The following is a 20,770-nucleotide window of genomic DNA, read 5'->3' as shown; positions in this document are numbered from 1 at the left end:
AGCCTTGCGCTAGGTTAGTTATGGAGTGTTGTACTCCGTTGGCATAGATTGCATGGAGAGTGTAAGTGGTTTCGGTTTCCGCGCCTACCGCTGGCGATATGAAAGTTTTATTGGGATCGGACACCCGCGTACGGGTAGCCGAACCGGCCTCTGTGTGGCGTGTTGACACACCAGCAATGGAGATGCGCCGATGACCGCCCAACTGAAAGCAATGCCAGGCCTACCGAAGCCTGGTGACATCGTCGAGGTTCGCGGTGCGAACTGGGCTGTCGCGGACGTCCGCGAACAGGGGCTGCCACGCAGCTCGGCTGACGATGGAACCCCTCAGCTTAACCACGTGATCGCGTTGCAGTCCCTAGCCGAAGACCGGATGGGTGAGGAACTCAACGTCATCTGGGAGCTGGAAGTTGGACACTCGGTCGCCCCGGATCAGGGTCTGCCAGAGATAATCACACCTGAGGGGTTCGATGATCCGAACCGGTTGGCGGCGTTTGTCGATGCCGTCCGTTGGGGAGCGGTGACTTCGGCGAATGAGGGAGCGTTCCAGGCGCCGTTCCGTTCCGGTGCAAATGTCGAAGCCTATCAGCTAGAGCCGCTACGTCGAGCCTTGCGGGCGCCACGTACCAACTTGCTTCTGGCTGACGATGTTGGCTTGGGCAAGACGATCGAAGCCGGACTTGTCATCCAGGAGCTTCTGCTGCGGCATCGCGCTCGCACGGTGATTATTGTGTGCCCACCGAGCCTGTCACTGAAATGGCAGGACGAGATGCGTGAGAAGTTCGGTCTGGACTTCGTCATTGTCAACTCCGAGGTGATGTCTCGAGTGCGTCGGACCCATGGCCTGAATGCCAATCCCTTCCGCCTGTTCCCGAGGGTGATTGTGTCGATGGCATGGCTGCCCGGGCTTCGGGCCCAGCGGTTGATGCGTGACGTCTACTCCGAGTCCGGCAAAATCAACAGTGCCCGCCAATATGCATTCGACGTGCTCGTAGTCGACGAAGCTCACCATGTGGCGCCATCGAGTCCGACGTCGCTTGGCGGCGCCCGGGGATATGCCGTGGATTCCCAGCGCACTGCCGCCGTCCGTGAACTTGCCAAGGTCTGTGAACACAGGCTCTTCCTATCGGCAACACCGCACAACGGGCACTCGGAATCCTTCACTGCGCTTCTGGAGATGATCGATAACCGCCGCTTCTCCCGCGGAGCCACGGTTGACGTCCAGGCGCTTAAGGAAGTAACTGTGCGCCGACTTAAGCGCGACATCAAAGAAAAGGGATTTAAGGCCCGCCAAATGGAGACGATCCATTTCGTGCCCTGTCAGGACGAGCAGGAAGCGTTCGAGACCCTTGACGGCATCTTGGAAGCGAGTGCTCGGGCCAACGGGCAGAAACGTTCCGGTGACATCGTCTCGATGCTGCTCAAGAAGCGGTTCCTGTCCAGCCCTTACGCTTTCGGGTCCACCTTGGCAGGCTATCGCGACGCTAACTCGGCGACCCAACAGGAATGGGATGACGAGGATGAGTATTATGCAGAGGTCCTAGGATCGGACCAATCGGATGAGGAAGAGGGCGGTGCTGAGCACCCAGAGTTCGACGCACTTCGTTATTCCAAAAGGACCGACCCGCTTGTGACAGCCACCCCGGAACAGATCTCACGACTCGTAGACTGGGGGCTGGGCTATCAGTCCAAGCCTGACTCCCGATTGAAGGCCTTGACCGGATGGCTAAACGCGATCTGCAAGCCCGACGGTCAGACATGGACTAACGAGCGCGTGGTGATTTTCACCGAGTACGCAGACACTCTGAATTGGATCGTGGAAAATCTGCGTCAGCGTGGCTACGACGAATCCCGACTTGCCACGATTGAGGGCTCTACAGACACCGAGGAGCGCGAGTTGACCCGCGCCCGATTCAATGCCGATCCCAGTCGTGAGCCCATCCGTGTCTTGGTTGCCACCGACGCGGCAGGTGAAGGGATCGACTTACAGTCATACTGCCATCGTCTGGTGAACTTCGACGTCCCGTTCAACCCGTCGCGGCTGGAACAACGTATCGGTCGAATTGACCGGTACGGGCAAACTGAGATTCCTCGGATATATCAGTTCCTGCCAGAAAAGACGGCTGGCACCTACGGGGCGGATATGGATTTCATGCGTCGCATCGCCGAAAAGGTCGCCACCGTTGCTGACGACCTGGGCTCGGTCAATCCGGTCATCGACGCCGATATCCAAAACCACTTCGGCCGAATCAAGGTCACCGCGCGGTCCCAGAAACTCAAAGATAATGACAACGCCATTATCAACAAGGCGATGGCCGGTGATCAGGAGGTCAACCGGGTTCTGACCGAGTTGGCGAACACCTACGACCTTCAGAAGGAGCGCATGCACCTGACGCCGTTCAACGCTCGACGCGTCATCGACACAGCGCTAGCTCTGACCAACCAGCCCACCCTGGTCGAAGAAGGCTCGCAGGACTATGACGCCGAGATTTTCCGCGTACCAGTCCTTGGACGTTCATGGCAAGATGCCATCAAGGGCCTGGATACCCGCCTTCAACCTGGGATGTACCGACCCATCACCTTCGACGACTCCGTGTTACAGGGAGGCATCGAGGACGTTGTCCATGTGCATCTTGGGCATGGCTTGATGCAGAAGGCCTCCCGTATTCTGCGCGCTTCGTTGTTCAGCACCGAGTCTTCCATCAACCGGGTGACCGCAGTCATCGTGCCCGGCCTTGAAGAATCCTGCGTCGCGGCGATCTCCCGTCTTGTGCTCGTCGGAAGAGGTGGACTGCGTCTGCATGAGGAAGTTTTCGTGACCGGTATCCGAGTCAAGGGACAACGTTTGGCGGAGGCCAAAGCAGATGCCCTACTCGAGCAGACCCTCGACTCAACTCACCTCAGTTTGGCCGACGAACACATACGAACTCGTCTGGCGCAAGAGTGGAACGGCGACAACGGACGGTTGCGCTCCCGCTTGGAGACAGAGATGCGTAACCGCGCGCTCAAGCACCAGGAATCGGTCACCGCGGATCTGGAGAAGCGCAGGGATGCAGACACCGAGCGGGCCAAGCAGATTTTCGCCAGCTTCCGCCGCAACTTGCAGGACTCCCTACGTGAACGGCGGGAGAACCAGCAGGAACTCGAAGGCATGCTTTTCGATCTCGACCCCAAGCAGGCTGAGCAGTACAGGCTGGACATTCGGTCGATGGAGAATCGTTTGGCCAACCTCGCCGAGGAAGAAACACGCGAGATTGCGGCTATCGCGGAGCGATACACCGATATCCGTCCGTTCGTATCAGCCGCGGCAGTGGTGTTCGCGCTGACCGAGCAAGACGCCAAGCAGGGAGAACTTTCATGAAGCCACACGGTACCCAGCGGCGAACTAGGGAACACCGGGACTGGCTCGAACTCGTCGACCGTGATGGCCCGTTTGTAGCTATCCCCGCAATCAAGCGCGTTTGGCCCCAGGGGATGCCCCAGCTTGGAGCGAGTTCGAAGGCTGCATTGCGCGACGCCAAGCCAGACTTCGATCGCGCTTGGGACACTTGGAACAAGGCACCTGCGGACGACGATGCGGCTGTAGGAGCTTACCGTGGTGCGCGAAACAAGTGGATCGATGCCGTGTTGCGTGACGTTGCCCGGTGGGATGCACATCTCGTTTGGGACGACGAGGAGCTCGGCGGGAGTCCGTCGCAGGGGCCGTCCGCGAAGACGACGGCCGGCATCAAAGCATCAGGGAAGTTCGTTCGCGATGGTGTTGCCGCTGCCCTGGTGATGGTCTTTGACCCGGTAGAGTCGCTGCGTGACCCGATGAACGATTCCTGGACCGCGAGCCCTATCGACCGGATGGATGCGCTCCTGCGCAAGTCCGGGCAAAAGGTCGGCGTGCTCACTGACGGACGCTGGTGGGCAATCGTCTGCGCCCAAGACGGAGTCATGACGGCCTCGGGCATTGTCGATGCTCAGACGTGGATTGAAGAGTCCGATGTCCGTGACGCCTTTCTTGAGCTCATCTCGCCTCAGCGCCTGGCTGGAGGCAACGAGAAAGACCGGCTGCCGGAGTTGTTCAAAGAATCGATTACTGCTGCGGAAGACATCACTGTTGCCCTGGGCACTCAGGTACGCCGAGCCGTCGAACTCTTGGTTACCGCGTTCTCCGAGGAAGCTTTCGAGGCACGGGAGGCCGGCTGGCCCGATCCGCTGCCGTCCGACCGTGAACTCGTCTACGAGGGAGCAGTTACCGCGATGATGCGAGTGGTGTTCCTGCTCTTTGCTGAAGAACGCTCGATGATGCCCCAGTCGCCCTTGTTTACCGAGGCCTACGGGGTCAGCGGTCTGCTGGATGATCTGGACAAACGCATGCGCGACGAGGGAGCTGAGGCTCTTGATGCCACGCATTACACGTGGCATCGTCTGTTGGCCACGTCCAAAGCATTGTATGGGGGAGTGACATCCGAGGATATCCGTCTGCCAGCCTATGGTGGATCGCTCTTTGACCCGGAACGCTTCCCATTCCTCACGGGCGTCGACGATCGTGGTGCCTTAGCAGTTGCCGTTAGCGATCGTGTCATGCTCGAAGTATTGCGTTCGGTGCAGTACGCAGTCATCGGCACGGGCAAATCTGCCGAACTCCGCCGAGTGTCCTTCCGCGACGTCGACGTTGAGCAGATCGGTTACATCTATGAGGGGCTGCTAGGATACACCGCCCAAGACGTCGACGAGATCGTTGTGGGTCTAGTCGGCAAGGACGGTGAAGAACCTGAAATTCCGCTGCGGGTTATCGAGCAACTCGCAGTAGCAAGCTCCAGCCCTGCCAAATTTGGTGCTGCGGTAATCGCGTGGGTCAAGAAGAATCAGCGGGCTGCAGAAACGAAATCGGCTGCTGCATTGGCAAAGTTGCTGAATGGAAAAGTCGAAGATGGCGAGCGTGCACTGTTGTCCGTGACCCGCGATGAGTCTCTACTTGCACGACTACGTCCATACGTGGGCATCATCCGTCGTGATCTTCGCGAGCGACCGGTGGTCATTCAACCCGGAGGGCTCGCAGTCGTAGAGACCCCGTCACGCGCTAACTCAGGAGCACACTACACACCTAAGTCGCTTGCCCAAGAAGTCGTGCGCCACGCACTCGAACCGCTAGTCTTCCAACCCGGTCCGTACCAGACCGCCGACGAGTCACAGTGGAAGCTTCTCGATTCCAATGAGCTTCTAGACCTTAAAGTCGCAGACATTGCTTGCGGATCGGGAGCGTTCCTCGTGGCGGCAGCTGAGTATCTGGCTGAGAAAGTACTTATAGCGTGGCATTCCGAAGGCGTTACAGGTTCCCCGCACGCGCTAGAGACCAAGGCCAGACGACAAGTTGTAGCCCAATGCCTGTACGGGGCCGACATCAATGGCATGGCCGTAGAGATGTGTAAGATCTCCCTCTGGCTTGTCTCCCTAGACCCCAAGCTCCCGTTCTCCTTCGTCGACGACAAGGTTCTTCACGGCAACTCTCTGCTTGGCATAAACGATCTCCGCCAGCTCGAGGCCGCGCACATCGATCCGTCCCGAGTAAAGGCGCTTTCGGACGGCTCGAGGTTTTCCGAGGGAACACTCTTTGGCGAGGGATCCGAGGCTCAAGGCATGGAGATGCTCGATGTCCGAGCGGTGATCCAGAAAGCTGTCAAGCTGCGGCAACGCTTGGCCAGTGAGGTTGACGAGAACGACCCTGCTCGCTCGAGTAGGACCAAGCGACGGCTCTGGAACGAGTATGAAGAACAGATTTCGCAGCTTGATGACGTTGCGGACGGCATAATCGCCGCAGGACTCGTGGAGGGTGGTAAACCGGGCAGGAAGCTTGATGAACAGTATGAAAATCTGAGGATCGCCATAGACCTTGCATTCGCTTCAAGCGGGGCAGGCACCGGTCAGATGCTTGAAGGCATTATTGAGCGAGGACTGACTCCAACGGTCGAGACAGACTACGAAAAGTGGAAGCCGCTACACTGGGCGCTGGCTGTTCCGGATGTCATGGAGCGCGGTGGATTCGATGCGATTATCGGGAACCCGCCATTCCTAGGTGGGCAGAAACTCACCGGCGCCATGGGTACGAATGTGAGGGACTGGTTCGTACATGTGCTAGCTCAAGGTGCCAGAGGGTCGGCAGACTTCGTTGCCTACTTCTTCCTTCGTGCCCTTTCCTTGCTTACAAACAACGGTAACCTAGGCCTAATCGCGACCAATACAATCGCCCAAGGGGACACTCGTCAGGTGGGGCTGGACCGCATGGTGGAATCAGGATTCACAATCATGCGGTCGGTCCAGTCGCGATCCTGGCCAGCGAAATCTGCCAATCTCGAATACGCTGCGGTTTGGGGGAGTACCGGGCTGGTCTCTGAATCAGCAGCCAGAGTCTCGGATGACATTGTGGTGCAGGCCGTATCCACACTTCTGGAACCTTCCGGCCGGACGATAGGAGATCCAGCGCGACTCGAAGAGAATCTGAACGTTGCTTTCCAAGGGTGCATAGTCCTCGGTAAGGGATTTGTCATCGAGCCCGAAGAAGCACACCAATGGATTTCCGATGACGCCCACAATGCCGAAGTACTTTTTCCTTATCTTAACGGTGAGGACCTCAACCAGCGGCCGGACAGTTCGGGCTCACGGTGGGTGATTGATTTTACCGGGCGCTCCGACCATGAAGCGGCGACCTTCAAAGAGCCATATCGAAGAGTTGTGCAAGAGGTGCAACCTGAGCGAAAAGGAAAGCCGAAATCTGTTAGCGATCTGCCATGGTGGCAATTCCTACGTACGAGAGGTGCAATGCGTCGAAGTATCGTGGAACTCGATGAGGTGTTGGCGATCGCACTTGTCAGTAAGAGCGTGATGCCTATGAGAGTACCTACTGGACAAGTCTTCAGCCACGCGCTTGGTGTATTCGCGACGGAGGATTATGCCGATCAGGCAGTTCTATCCTCATCATTGCATCAGATGTGGGCTATCAAGTACGGCTCCGGAATGAGGAACGACCCCCGCTACACTCCCTCCGACGTCTTCGAGACTTTTCCTCGCCCTCTGAACACCGAATGGTTGACCGAGGTAGGAAGGATGCTCGATACCGAACGTCGTGAAATCATGCTTCGCCGCGAACTTGGAGTGACGAAGCTGTACAACCTGGTCAACGACCCTGAAACTGCGTGCTCAGCCGATCCCGATATATCCCGCTTACGTGAGATTCATGTCGAGCTCGACAACGCGGTCATGGCCGCCTTCGGCTGGGAGGATGTCGCGCTCGACCACGGATTCCACACCTATCGCCAGATGGAGCGCTGGACTGTCAGCCCGTCGGCTCGGGTCGAAATCCTAGACCGACTCCTGGAAGAGAACCACCGTCGTGCTGGAATACAGGGGCAGGACGATTCATTTGAAAATTCAGAGGATAGTGATGGCGAATGACAGTTGAGTCTGGGGCCATCGGCCCGAAACGTTTACCTTTCCCGGACTACGACCTAACGAACAGGCCAGATGGATCATCGTGGACGGATCGTGAGAACCTCACCGACATTCTGGAACGTGAACTGCTCGGCCCGGCCCATGGGGATGATGAGCTCCTCGACGCCCAACCGGATGCCCTATACCTCGTGGGCCGCATTGCCCCAGCGAAACTTATCGGTAAGGGTGGAGCGACACTGGCTGAGGACGCCGAGAGCGCTGCTGACGAGGACGTTGTGCCGGTGGAAGAGACCGACCTCGGACGTGGAGTACCAGCCGTGCAAGAAAGTGAGACAGCCGGCTCCGACGATGAGGGTGCGGAGGACGTTCCGCTGCGTCGCGGCCTGATGATTCCAGCCTCGATGGGGTTGCGCTTTCAAGTTGGTCTTGACGTCGAGAACGTAGTGATCCGTGCAGAGTGGGGCACCTACCGCTCAGAGAAAACCGACGAGGTCACGGCATCGGGCCGGCAGAAGCGCAAGTACCGCCGTACCCAGCATGTGCACTCTGCAATCGTGCCGGTTGGTTCTTTACAGCCAGGCAAGACGGTGGACTTTCCACTTGAAGACTCGATCCTCATCCGCGTAGACGTCATGGAATTTGAAGACAAGCGCATCGTCGAAGCGGCACTGTGCAACGATCGAGAAACACCAAGACAGATACCGGTGGATGCCTGGCTCTACCAAACCAAACTCTACGTCGAGGCAGATACCAATGCTCCGCAGAAAGACGTCTTCTTGCCGGTGACGGACATTTTGGCGGAAGCTCGGCTGGATAGCCACCAAGAACTCGCCCGACTTCAGCTTCAGTACATGGATCGCTTGGAATTTTCCATCGGTCGCACCTGCTCAGCCGACTGGACCGTTGCTGAAGGGGAACGCCGAGCGACTCAAGTGCGGACCACCTGGCTGCCGATGTCCGAGACTCCACAAACCAAGGCGCGGGACATAGACGGCGCACTGCTTGACATGAAAGAGCTTGAAACTGCGAGCGCTACGGAGCTGGACGCCGGGCTTCGCCCGATTGTGGAAGGCTACCAGGGGTGGCTGTCAGGGCAGAAATTACTCGCCGCCCGGCTGCCAGCGCACCTTCAGGACGTCGCAGCCGAGGCGATCCAGGACGCCGGGTTGGTTGCCAAGCAGCTGGAACGCGGCCTCGATTTCCTGCTGGGTGATGCAGAAGCGCTACGGTGTTTCCGGTTCATGAACCGAGTGATGGCCGACCAGCGAGTGCAGTCCCAAGTGGCCGAACTACGTGCGTCAAACCCTAGACTCAGTCTAAATGCAGTCAAGTCGGAGGTCCTCGCCCAGGGACCAGACGCGCATTCATGGCGCACATTCCAGCTGGCGTTCGTGCTGATGCAGCTTGAAGCTCTTTCGCGCCCGGAGATCAAACGTCGCTCATCTTCCAAGGCCAAGGCCGAGCTCTTGTTCTTCCCCACCGGCGGTGGCAAGACCGAAGCTTATCTTGGTCTGGCGGCCTTTACCTTCGCGATCCGGCGCCGGCACGGTGTCATCGATGGAGTTGATGGACGGATCGATGGCAACGCGGGTGTCGCGGTCTTGATGCGGTACACGCTGCGCCTGTTGACCGCCCAGCAGTTCCAGCGTGCGACCGCGCTGGTCTGCGCAGCCGAGGTTGCACGGCGGGAGGACGATGCAACTTGGGGCAAGGAGCCGTTTCGCATTGGACTATGGGTCGGCACAGCGGTCTCGCCCAAACGATACGATGAGGCAGCTGAACAGCTTGCCGAGGCCAACGACGGACGCAAGTACGGACTGACCGTTTTGCAGTTGCAGAGGTGCCCATGGTGCGGGACTTCGATCGAGCCGAAGAACGTCAAGGGCGATGACGTACAACGGAGAATTCGTGTCTATTGCGGTGACGACTTTGGTGACTGCCCATTTTCCGAGGGCGCGCAGGGTAGCGCCGACGGGCTTCCGGTCCTGACAGTTGACGAAGAAATCTACAGGCTGGCGCCATCGTTCGTCATCGCAACAGTAGACAAGTTCGCCCGACTGGCTCGCGAAGGCGAGGCCGCAGCGCTCTTCGGGTACGTACGCAAGTGGTGCGAACGGCACGGGTATGTGCACGACGACCAACACAAGATCTGCAAGATCGACATCGGGGGTAAGCATCCAGCCATGAAAGGCAAGCCCGCTGCTTCTGTACGGGCAGTGGACAGGCTGCGGCCACCGGATCTGATCATTCAGGACGAGTTGCACCTGATTACCGGTGCGCTTGGTACTGCCGTGGGGGCATTCGAGCTGGCAGTTGACGTGCTGACCACATGGAAAGACGCCGACGGGAACCAAGTCCGTCCTTTGGTGGTGGCCTCGACCGCGACAGTGCGTAACGCAACGGAACAGATCAGGGCACTTTATGGGCGCCGGGTGACGATCTTCCCGCCACAGGTGCTGTCCGTGTCTGACACGTATTTCTCCACAGAGGTTCCTGTGACGCCAAAAACGCCCGGACGCCGTTACATCGGTATCAGCACCACGGGTGTGAGGTTGACCTCGGCCGAGATCGTGGTTGCCAGCACCCTGTTGTCGGCGGGCCAAGTGCTGATGGACCAGGCAAAACCACCCATTGCGGACAAGCCTGTGTCGGCTGACCCATACATGACTATGGTGGGCTATTTCAACGCCACGCGAGAGCTGGCGGGCATGGCTCGCTACATTGCCGATGACGTTCAGACAGCAGTCAAGCGGCGACGACCGGGAAAGAACTTCCCTCCCCGGTGGGGCACGCAGCCGACAGGGCTGAATGTCGCGGAATTGACCTCACGTGTCTCCTCTTCGGACATCACCGGAACCCTGGATCAGATGGGATCCGCCTTTGACCCGCGCTGGGACTCGACAGAGGGCAAAAAAGAACGTGCCCTAGAGTCTCGGGCCGCGCGGGAAGCCGGCAAACGTTTTGCCTATCGCACGCCTGAACCATTCGACGTTGTCCTTGCAACGTCGATGCTCCAAGTAGGCGTTGACGTCACCCGGCTTGGGCTGATGCTCATGGTCGGGCAACCGAAAAACACTGCCGAGTACATCCAGGCATCTTCCCGTGTGGGACGAGACGCCTCCAGACCTGGTCTGGTGGTCACACTGGGTAACTGGGCTAGGCCTAGGGATCTGGCTCACTTCGAGCAGTTTCGCCACTACCATGAGACCTTCTACTCGCAGGTTGAGCCTTTGTCCGTCACGCCTTACTCATATACGTCGATCGACCGCTCCCTCGATGGCGTGCTAGTTAGCGCGGCTCGTGTGTCGGACGCAAGCCGTGCCGAGGGTCTTTCTCCTGAACGCAGTGCTTGGCGAGTCGACGAGGCCTTGGACCGGCTCGACCAATTGATCGAACAGATCGTGGAGCGGGCCAAGATCGCCGGGGGAGAAGAAGCCGCACACGTGGTTATGGAACGGTTGAAGAACCGCCGTGACCAGTGGTCCAAACGACGTGCCTTCGTGCACACGAAGCATCACCAATTGGTGTACGAGAAGATTCCGGAGGGCAAAGGCGGGGAATTCAGCGCCCTGCTGCTCTCCCCGGAGAACCAACGGAGAGACGTTGGAACTGCGGATAGTCCACCATTCAGCGTGGCCAACTCAATGCGTGAGGTGCAGCCGGAAATTAATTTGCTTGTCACGCCAAAAAAGGAGAATCTCATGTCTGGGGAACTGCAGTACCAGCCGAAGTGGATGTCTGCCCCTACCCAGGATGGTGAATTCGATGACTGAACTTCTTGACTTGGACGAGGGATTGGACCCATTGGGAGACCTGGACTCAGGGGATTCCCAGACGGCAACGAAGAACCGCGCTAAAGTCGGTTCTGCGAGGCCTTCGTCGTTGTTGTACACCTACGGTCCTGGCGCCACGATGGACCTGCCGTCATTCACGATCATGCCAGCCGGATTGGACACTTGGGAAAAGATTTGGGCTCGTCGTGGCTCCGTGCCGACGGTTCCTGCGCCGCGTCTGTTGGACGCAGTCAAGGTGCATCTTGGACCGCAGGTATCAGAGCTTAGGCCGTTCCCATGGGCTCCGAAACCGACGTCACACAGCAAGGAAGGTGACGACTTGGGTGTGCCGGCGAGGGTGTTCCCACAGTGGCTGCGCTGCACCAACTGCGACATGCTCGCCCCACTCACCCGATACGCCTACCGCAATACCAACCCTTACAGGCCAGACCAAGCGCGGTTTGAACACGAGAAGTGCCCCGGTCGCAAGGGTAAAATCTCAAAAAAGCCGATGCCGGCTGTTCCTGCTCGGTATCTGCTTGCTTGCCCCGACGGACACCTCGACGAGTTCCCCTACGACTGGTGGGTGCATGAGGGGGCCCAGTGCACCGAAGCAAATATTCCTAGCTTGGCCATGCATGACCAGGCCTTGGGCAAGGGGGCATCGGCAACGATTGAGTGCCGAGCCTGCGGTCTGAAACGTCCGATGAATCAGGCTCAGGGTGAAGCTGGCGCTGCCAAGATTCCCCGCTGTCGTGGCCGTCACCCGCATTTGGGTTTGTTCGACAAGGATGGCTGCCCCAACGCCACCAAGCTCATGCTCCTAGGTGCCTCAAACCTGTGGTTCCCCGCAACCCTCTCCATCATTGTCATGCCTGAGGCAACCGCCAAGACCCATGAGACGATAGCAGCGGAACTTCTTAAAGTCGTAGGGCAAAAGCGCGTTGAGAAATATGGGAATAACCTCGAGAAATGGCGCGAATACCTGGACGAAGAAGAATCGCCGTTATTCGACCTCCCTGATGATGAGCTGGCAGCAGCAATCGCCCATCTGTTGGAACCGCCCCCCTCGGAGGAGGAACTTGCCGAACAGAGACGGAATTTCGATCCCGTCAGTCTGCTTGTGCCTGAATGGAACTTCCTACAACGAGATCCACTCGGCAAGTTGCACAAAGCTGATGAGCAAAGCGGCTTGGTACTATCTCCACCCGAGGGGGGAATTCACCCAGACCTAGTCGATCGGCACGTCACTCGCGTCATGGCAATCGATAAACTGCGAAAAGTCAACGCAGTCCTCGGTTTCACCCGCATTGACGAGATGGAACGCGCCAACGATATCGGCCAGCGTCTGGTCCGACTGACGCGCAGCGGCCACCCTACATGGACGGTAGCCACGGAAGATCGCGGTGAAGGCATCTACCTTCAGCTTGATGAAGAAGAAGTGGCTACTTGGGAAGCGAAGATTGAGTCGACCGACCTGTGGGAGGCCCATCGTGCCGCGCACGAACGCAACTTCAACGCCCGTTTCTCGGACACAGCCAAAGATGTCGGGCCCGAGACTCGATTCCGGCCTGCGCGCTACTGGCTGATACATACCCTAGCCCACGTACTCATCCGGGAGATGGCCATGTATGCGGGATACTCCGCGGCCTCGCTATCCGAACGGATCTATGCTTGGAAGGAAAACAAGGAAGAAAACCGTCCGGCTGCTGCGGGACTGCTGATCGTGACGACCGCCTCGGATTCCGACGGTACACTCGGCGGGCTGGTCCAGCTGAGCTCCCGTGTCAACTTGGAACGGGCTATGAGCCGAGCACTTGAACGCGCGCTTCGGTGCTCGTCGGACCCGGTGTGCGCGCACCGGACTCCGAAGGAACCCGAAGAGTTCCTTCACGGGGCCGCATGTCACACCTGCGCCATGGCTTCCGAGACCTCGTGTGAGCGAGCCAACCGCTTCCTCGACCGCAGATTCCTTGTCGATTTGCCTGGGTCGGTGGGACTTGGCTTTTTCAGCTGAGGGGTTCCAGAGCAGAGCAGACGCGTTACGCCACCTCGGAGTTTTGCTCACAGGAACTGAAGCAGGCTTGGTTGCAGAGGCACTGGAGGATGGGGAAAGCTTGACATCGGCCGTTGGGGCGATCGATGTAACCAAGCGATTAGAGGTCACTAGCATTCTTGCCGCTGTGGGCCTACGCTTCGAAGGGGACCTTGTGGCGGCGGTGCTGCGCGGTGTTGAAGGTGCCCGGTCCACGACTCGTGCGGTCGAAACGTTGTGGACATCGCCGGGCCATGTCTTTGGGTTGGGTGCATTGACGACATCCTTGGTGGCGTTGGTTGAGGGGGCTCAACGGTCAGTTGTGTGTTCGACTTTCAACTTCCAGAAGACTTCAGGCATGTGGACTGCGCTCCACGACGCCGCGAATCGACCTGGAATGTCAGTCCGCGTCTACATCGATGCGGAGGCCAACACTGGCGGAAAAGGTCCGAGCGCCGTTGACGTGGCGTGGTGGCTGTCTCCAGGCACAGTGCTACAAACAAAACGGTTCGGTGGCAAACCTGTCCGAAACCATGCGAAGTTCGTGTCCATCGACCACCGATTTATCGTCATCACAAGTGCAAACTTCAGCTGGAGCGCCGAGTATGGAAACGTGGAACTCGGCGTTGTCATCGACGATGAAAATCTGGCAGAGCGCATAGAAAATGAACTTTGCGCGGCCGAGCCGTACCTCTACGAGCGCCTGACAAGGGCCGAGCAACGGAATCGCATTCGCTGAGTACTCGGGAGCTGTTCGAGGTCAAGGAACGCTATGAAATCCCAGCGTTTCTATGACCTTAAAAGTTGCGTGCTTTTACACCGTAAAACTGATGAGTTTGATCTCTGGAATATTGGTTCTGTGTTGTGGCGACTTTCAGATGTCGAGCTGGAAATGTTCGCCGATCCGGTGCTACGTCACGGTCGATATGCGACTCCATAGCTCGTGCGACGTATATCGTGGATTTTCCAGCCTGCACGTGTTCGGTAACCTCACAGTGCACCCAGGCCTGAACGCCGTCATATACGGTTTCGCTGCACTCCAGCGTGCTCCAGGACTGGGCCAGGGGCAAATCTGTCGATGCCGCTGGTTGTGCCTAACTTAGCCACGCCGATGTCTTGGGCATCCAGAAAATGCACAACATGCCATTTCAGCGTTTGCGAGCGCTCCGGAGGCCGCGGACAGTGCGGAAATTGAGTACAGCAGTAGCGGCGGCTGCGCGCTCACTGATGCCACCAAGGACTCGGTCAGCGCCACCGGGCCCTGGCCTACATCGGTGGCGCCGCCACCGCGGTTTAAACGCAGGCGCCGACAAGCTCCTCGCGCAGCACGGCGGCTCCAGCGCTCAGCGCACTGAGCTTGGCCAGCGCCACATCACGCGGGAACGGCGCCATACCGCAGTTGGTGCTCGGGATGAGCTTGTCGGCATCCACGTACGCAAGCGCCTTGCGCAGGGTTTCCGCCACTTCGTCAGGGGTCTCGATCTGCTGGTTCGCCACGTCAATCGCTCCGAGCATGACCCGCTTGCCGCGCACCAGCTCCACGATCTCCAGCGGGACGTTCGATCGGTGGGATTCCAGCGAAATGGTGTCGATCGAGGAACGCTGCAGCATCGGGAAGGACTTCTCGTAGTGGCGCCACTGGGTGCCTAGGGTCGCCTTCCAGTCGTTGTTCGCCTTGATGCCGTAGCCGAAGCAGATATGCGCCACGGTCTCGGCCTTCAGGCCTTCGCAAGCGCGTTCCAGTGCTGCCACGCCCCAGTCGGCCACCTCGTCGAAGAAGACGTTGAATGCCGGCTCGTCGAACTGGATGACATCCACGCCTGCGGCTTCCAGCTCCTTGGCCTCCTGGTTCAAGATGGCGGCGAACTCCCAGGCCAGCTTCTCGCGGCTGCCGTAGTAGGCGTCGTGCAGGGTGTCCACCATGGTCATCGGGCCGGGCAGGGTCCACTTGATCTGGCGGTCGGTCAGCGTGCGCAGGAACTTCGCATCCTCCACGAACACCGGGGCCTTGCGCTCCACTGCGCCGACTACGCTGGGCACGTTGGCCTCGTAGCGGTCGCGGATCAGCACAGTCTGCTTGTTCTCGAAGTCAACACCTGACAGATGCTCGATGAAGGTAGTGACGAAGTGCTGGCGGGTCTGCTCGCCGTCGGAAATGATGTCGATCCCGCGCCGAGTCTGCTCCAGCACCGCGGCGCGCATCGCGTCCTGCTTGCCCTCGGCCAGCGCCGCCCCCTCAAGCTTCCACGGCGACCACAGGGTCTCGGTTTCCGAGAGCCAGGAAGGCTTGGGCAGGCTACCGACGATGGAGGTGGGAAGCAGGGTATTGGTCATAACTGGTCCTTTGAGTTCGTGAGGTGTTCAGGGGTGCTTAGGCGGCGGGGACAGCGTAGCCGGCGGCCCAGGCGTTCAGCAGTTCGCGGTTCGGGGTGATGAAGTGCTCTTCGGTGTACCTGCCCTGGCTTGCGCCCAGGCGGGTACGTTCCTCGCGGTCGTAGGAAACCTGGGTGCGCGAGAAGTCCTGCGCGCCAAGGCTTGGACGGTAGACCGCAGGAGCGGGGGAGTTCGCGTTGTAGATCTCCGGACGGTAGATCTTCTGGAAGGTCTCCATGGTGGCAATCGTGCTGGACAGCTGCAGGTTGGTGTAGTCGTTCAGCAGGTCGCCGCGGAAGTAGAAGGCCAGCGGGGCAACGGAGCCGGCGGGCATGAAGTAGCGCACGCGCAGGCCCATCTTGGCGAAGTACTCGTCGGTCAGCGAGTAGTCGTCCTGCTGGTATTCCAGGCCCAGCACCGGGTGGCTGTTGCCGGTGCGGCGGTAGGTCTTGGAGGTGGAGACGCTGATGCAGATCACCGGCAGCTGCTCGAAGCGCTGGCGGTAGGCCTCCGAATCAAGGAAATGCTGGAAAAGCCGGCCGTGCAGCTCACCGAAATCTTCCGGGACCACCGGCTTGCCGGAAGCGTCGGCAGTTGCCGGCAGCAGCACGCTGAAGTCGTAGTCCCGTACGTAGGAGGAGAAATTGTTGCCCACGATGCCGTGGGTGCTCGTCCCGGTGTACCGGTCCAGGATGCTGGTGTTCAGCACCTCCAGCAGCGGGAAGTCCTGCGCCCCCTGCGCCGAGTCGAAGTGCACGTTGGCGGAGATGATTTCCAGCTGGAGCGTGAAGCGCTCGCCGTCCGGATTGTCCCAGTGCATCAGGGAATTCAGGCGCCGGTCGATCATCGTCAGCGCGTTGCCCAGGTTCTCCCGGCGGTTCTCGCCGTGGGCCAGATTCGCGAAGTTCGTGGTGATGCGCGAACTCTCGGCTGGAGTGTAGTCCTGGTTGAAATCGGTGCTGGAAATGCTGAAGGTCAATGCGTCTGCCATGGCGGCCAATCTGTTGCTCATGGGCCTGGACAGGCCTGAATCAAGTGGATGCCTCCATCATGCAGGGCCTTTTTCGATATCGGGTAACTGGGGCTAACTATGGGTTGATATAGACTCAACCTATGGTTCAAAAGGCAAGCGGCCTGACGCTGCAACAGCTTCGCTACTTCACCGCGGTCGCAACCGAGGGATCGATCTCCGCGGCAGCCGACCTGCTCTACGTGGCCCAGCCGAGCATGTCCTCGGCGATGAAGGAGCTCGAAGCCCGTCTGGGGCGCACGCTGCTGGTGCGCTCGGCCAAGGGCGTGACGCTCACCGTGGAGGGTGCCGAGTTCCTGGGCTACGCCCGCCAGGTGCTCGAACAGGTGCAGCTGCTGGAACATCGCTACCTGGGCCGCCCGCCCTCCCGCCGCCTGCTGGGCATCTCGACCCAGCACTACTCGTTCTCCGTGGATGCGTTCGTGCGCATGGTCCAGGCCAGCGGGGCCGAGGAATACGAGTTCTCGCTGCGCGAGACCCGCACCGAGGAGATCATCGAGGACGTGCGCACGCTACGCAGCGAAATCGGCATCCTCTACCGCAACGACTTCAACCGCAAGGTCATCGACAAGCTGCTGCGCGAATCCCGGCTGGTGTTCCACCCGCTGTTCCTGGCAGATCCGCACATCTTCATCTCGCGCACCAACCCGCTGGCATCCCGCCGGCGCGCCACCTTGGAGGATCTCGAGGACCTGCCGCGGCTGACCTTCGACCAGGGCGCGAACAACTCCTTCTACTTCGCCGAGGAAATCCTCTCCACCCTCTCCAGCAAGCGCGAGATCAGGGTCTCGGACCGTGCGACCATCTTCAACCTCATGATCGGCTTGGGCGGGTACACGATCTCCACAGGCATCATCAGCGACGAGCTGGACCCCTCCATCGTTGCCATCCCGCTGGACATCGACGAGCGGATCGAGATCGGCTGGATCGACCACGCTGCGATTCCGCTGACCGAACAGGCCCAGCGTTACCTTGAGGAAGTGCGCTCGGTGGTCTCTGAGTTCGACGTGCACCTGCTGGGCTGAAACGTCATAGTGCGTCTTCAATTCGTCCTCACGCGACACATATAAACCCCTAATCCCTGGAATCCAGGGGTTTTTGCCTCATTTGGCGCGTCACAAAGGCCATACGGGGCCATGCCCAGCATGACGAAACCGCGACATATGACGGGCCGCGGCGCTGCATGAAGCGTCGGCCGCACTCCCGCTTGCGCCTGGCGGTGCCGGTGCCCAACCATGGAACTACCTACCCATCAAGAGCGACTAAGAGATCTGGCTCGTCGACGTCGCAGCAACCATCGGGAAACCGAAAGGTGCTAATGCCAGGAACGATGGAGCAGCTCCGAGCCGCGTGATGAACCGCGGCGCTGTGCCTCGTACCGTGATGTCCAGGCCGGTAATCGGTCTGGCGCCGGCGGTGCGCGGCACCGTGTTCGGTGCACTCTCTCGTGGACTACACAACGAGAAGGAGTACTGCCATGGCCCAGCCACGAGACCTCGCACAGCAGTCAACCGCGGCGATCCACGCCGGATACACCCCGAGCGGGGACTACCGACCGCTGACCGTGCCGCTGTATTCTTCCGCGGCCTACGAATTTCCCTCGCACGCGGATGCGGTGGAGAAGTTCGCGCTGCGCCAGACGGGCTTCACCTACTCGCGCACCGGGAACCCCACGGTATCGGTATTCGAGCAGCGCGCCGCGGCCCTGGAGGCCGGAGCCTTTGCGGTGGCCACCGCCACCGGCCAGGCCGCCGTGGCGCTGGCGCTGCTGGCGCTGACCCAGGGCCCGAAGCACATCATCGCCTCCAGCCAGCTCTACGGAGGCACGGTTGACCTGCTCACCGATTCATTCAACGACTTCGGCATCCGCATCAGCTTCGTGGACCCGGACGACCCGGCGGCCTGGGAGGCCGCCATTGAAGAAGACACCCGCGCGTTCTTCCTTGAATCGGTCACCAACCCACTGTCCACGCTGCCGGACCTGCCGGCGCTCAGCGAGATCGCCCACCGCCACAACATCCCGGTGGTCGTTGACAACACCTTGGCCACTCCGGCCAACTTCAGGCCACTGCTGCACGGCGCGGACATCGTAGTGCACTCGGCCACCAAAGCCCTGGCAGGCCACGGCCAGGCGCTTGGCGGCGTAGTCGTGGATTCCGGGACTTTCGATTTCTCGGACCCGGCCCGCTGGGCGCAGATCGCTGCGCCGCGGGCCCGCTACGCCGGCACCTCGCTGCTCGAACGCTACGGGGCCGGAGCCTATTCAATGCTGGTGCGTTCCAAGTTCCTGCACGACTTGGGCCCGACCCTGCCGGCGGCCAGCGCCCATGGCATCCTGACCGGCATCGAAACGCTGTCAGTGCGCACCGCCGCGGCGCAGCAGAACCTGCTGCTGCTGGCAAACTTCCTGCAGGCCCACCCCGCGGTGGCGCAGGTGCACCACCCCAGCCGTCCCGGGCACCCGCACTTTGAACGGGCCAAGCGCTTCTTCCCGCGCGGCACCGGCAGCGTGCTGGCGGTGGAGCTGCATGACGAGACCCTGGTTTCCGCGTTCATCGACAGCCTGGAGGTGATTGTGCTGGCCGCCAACATTGGCGACACCCGCACCATGATCGCCCACCCGGCCACCATGACCCACTGTCGTCTCTCCGAAACGCAGCTGGCCGACGCGGGCCTGAACCGCGCGGTGCTGCGGATCTCGGTAGGGCTGGAAGACCCCGCAGACTTGATCCGCGACCTGGACCGCGCGCTGAACGCGGCCCAGGCCGCGACCCGAGAGGAGAGCTTCGCATGAGCGGCTTCAATACGCTGGCGGTGCACGCCGGCCAGGAAAAGGATCCGCACACCGGTGCGGTGATCCCTCCGATCTACCAGACCAGCACCTTCATCCAGGACGGCATCAACGTGCTGCGTGCCGGCCACGAGTACTCCCGCGGCTCGAACCCGACCCGCAACGGGTTCGAAACCCAGCTCACCGCGCTGGAAGGCGGAGCCGCAGGCTTCTCCTTCGCCTCCGGGATCGCGGCGGAAGACGCGCTGCTGCGGGCGCTGCTCGCCCCGGGCGACCACATCGTGCTGGGCGCCGACGGCTACGGCGGCACCAACCGGCTGATCACCCGCCTGCACCACAAGTGGGGCATCACCGCCAGCGCCGTGGACATCACCAACCTCGATGCGGTGCGCGCAGCGCTGCGCCCGAACACCGCGCTGCTGTGGGTGGAAACCCCCTCCAACCCGCTGCTGGGCATCGCTGATCTGGCAGGCTGGGCCTCCGTGGCCGCAGAAGCCGGCGCGCTGCTAGTCGTGGACAACACCTTCGCCACCCCGTACCTGCAGCGTCCGCTGGAATTCGGCGCGCACGCGGTGGTGCACTCGACCACCAAGTACATCGGCGGGCACTCGGACGTGCTTGGCGGCGCGGTGATCGTGGGGGAGCACCTGCACCGCGGGCAGTCGCTGGCCGAGGCCGTGGGCTACCAACAGTTCGCCGGCGGCGCGGTGTCCGGGCCGCAGGACAACTACCTGGCCTCGCGCGGGCTGAAGACCCTGGGCCTGCGCATGGAACGCCACTGCACCACCGCCTCAACGCTGGCCGGATGGCTGGAGGACCGGCCGGATGTCACTCGTGTCTACTACCCGGGGCTGCCCGGGCATCCAGGACACGAGCTCGCCACCCGGCAGCAGCGGGACTTCGGCGGGATCCTCTCGCTGCAGTTGGCTGACGAGGCAGCCGCCCGCGCCTTCGCCGAGTCTATGGAGCTCTTCCAGCTCTCGGTGTCGCTGGGCGGGGTGGAATCCCTGGTCTGCTATCCGCGGGAAATGACCCATGCGTCGTTGATCGGCACCCCGCTGGAAATCCCTGCGAATCTGGTGCGGCTGTCGGTGGGCATCGAGGAAGCCGACGACCTGTTGGGCGACCTGGAACGCGGGTTCGCTGCAGCAGCAAAGGCGTCCAGGGCCGGCAGTATTCAGCACCAGAGCTTTGCTACCGCTTGATCTGCCGTCAGAAGATTGTCCGGTGGTCTTCCGCACCGGAAAGCTCGCGTCGACGGCAAATCGTTGGCACGGCTCAGTTAATTCTCTCCTGTGGTGCGCGCCATGCACGGAATACTGGGTTCCAAATGC

11 protein-coding genes and 1 riboswitch are annotated in these 20,770 nt (G+C 60.4%); of the genes, 9 read left to right on the top strand and 2 right to left on the bottom strand.

The window, feature by feature from the left end:
• The first annotated feature begins 190 nt into the window (after positions 1–190).
• The 6 genes from drmD to DFO58_RS18430 are packed head-to-tail and all read left to right on the top strand — an operon-like array spanning position 191 to position 14,182.
• Positions 191–3,358, top strand: a complete 3,168-nt coding sequence (gene drmD, locus DFO58_RS07910; RefSeq protein WP_120990071.1) for a DISARM system SNF2-like helicase DrmD — start codon at positions 191–193, stop codon at positions 3,356–3,358.
• Positions 3,355–7,437, top strand: a complete 4,083-nt coding sequence (locus tag DFO58_RS07905) for a DNA methyltransferase (RefSeq protein WP_120990070.1) — start codon at positions 3,355–3,357, stop codon at positions 7,435–7,437. The genes drmD and DFO58_RS07905 overlap by 4 nt, the downstream gene beginning before the upstream one ends.
• Positions 7,434–11,207 (top strand): DISARM system helicase DrmA, encoded by a 3,774-nt coding sequence (gene drmA / locus DFO58_RS07900; protein ID WP_120990068.1) that lies wholly within the window; start codon positions 7,434–7,436, stop codon positions 11,205–11,207. The genes DFO58_RS07905 and drmA overlap by 4 nt, the downstream gene beginning before the upstream one ends.
• Entirely contained in the window at positions 11,200–13,224 is a 2,025-nt protein-coding gene (drmB, locus tag DFO58_RS07895; protein WP_120990066.1) for a DrmB family protein, read from the top strand. Before drmA ends, drmB begins: the two co-directional genes overlap by 8 nt.
• The gene (drmC, locus tag DFO58_RS07890; RefSeq protein WP_353616381.1) at positions 13,181–13,981 is read left to right on the top strand and encodes a DISARM system phospholipase D-like protein DrmC; all 801 of its coding nucleotides are present in this window, start codon (positions 13,181–13,183) and stop codon (positions 13,979–13,981) included. The genes drmB and drmC overlap by 44 nt, the downstream gene beginning before the upstream one ends.
• A 33-nt stretch (positions 13,982–14,014) precedes the next feature.
• Positions 14,015–14,182 (top strand): hypothetical protein, encoded by a 168-nt coding sequence (locus DFO58_RS18430; RefSeq protein WP_183043133.1) that lies wholly within the window; start codon positions 14,015–14,017, stop codon positions 14,180–14,182.
• Positions 14,183–14,535: 353 nt separating this feature from the next.
• Here the strand turns inward: DFO58_RS18430 and DFO58_RS07885 are convergent, their stop codons facing one another.
• Entirely contained in the window at positions 14,536–15,576 is a 1,041-nt protein-coding gene (locus DFO58_RS07885) for a methionine synthase (RefSeq protein ID WP_120990062.1), read from the bottom strand.
• Positions 15,577–15,613: 37 nt separating this feature from the next.
• Positions 15,614–16,606 carry a putative oxygenase MesX gene (locus DFO58_RS07880; protein WP_120990215.1) on the bottom strand — a complete coding sequence of 331 codons (993 nt, stop codon included), beginning with the start codon at positions 16,604–16,606 and terminating at the stop codon, positions 15,614–15,616.
• Between the two features lie 122 nt (positions 16,607–16,728).
• On the opposite strand from DFO58_RS07880, the gene DFO58_RS07875 reads away from it, so the two are divergent.
• From DFO58_RS07875 to DFO58_RS07865, 3 genes are all read left to right on the top strand, one after another.
• On the top strand, positions 16,729–17,670 hold the full coding sequence (locus DFO58_RS07875; RefSeq protein WP_120990060.1) for a LysR family transcriptional regulator: 942 nt from the start codon (positions 16,729–16,731) through the stop codon (positions 17,668–17,670).
• A gap of 221 nt (positions 17,671–17,891) precedes the next feature.
• Positions 17,892–17,982: riboswitch (SAM riboswitch) on the top strand.
• A 140-nt stretch (positions 17,983–18,122) separates the two neighbouring features.
• On the top strand, positions 18,123–19,439 hold the full coding sequence (locus tag DFO58_RS07870; RefSeq protein ID WP_120990058.1) for an aminotransferase class I/II-fold pyridoxal phosphate-dependent enzyme: 1,317 nt from the start codon (positions 18,123–18,125) through the stop codon (positions 19,437–19,439).
• Entirely contained in the window at positions 19,436–20,641 is a 1,206-nt protein-coding gene (locus DFO58_RS07865) for a cystathionine gamma-synthase (protein ID WP_047118385.1), read from the top strand. Before DFO58_RS07870 ends, DFO58_RS07865 begins: the two co-directional genes overlap by 4 nt.
• The last annotated feature ends 129 nt before the right edge of the window (positions 20,642–20,770 follow it).

This window comes from Arthrobacter sp. AG1021 (assembly GCF_003633665.1).
Taxonomy (GTDB): Bacteria; Actinomycetota; Actinomycetes; order Actinomycetales; family Micrococcaceae; genus Glutamicibacter; species Glutamicibacter soli.
The sequence above is the reverse complement of the archived record's forward strand: the minus strand, read 5'-3'. Positions and strand labels throughout refer to the sequence as shown.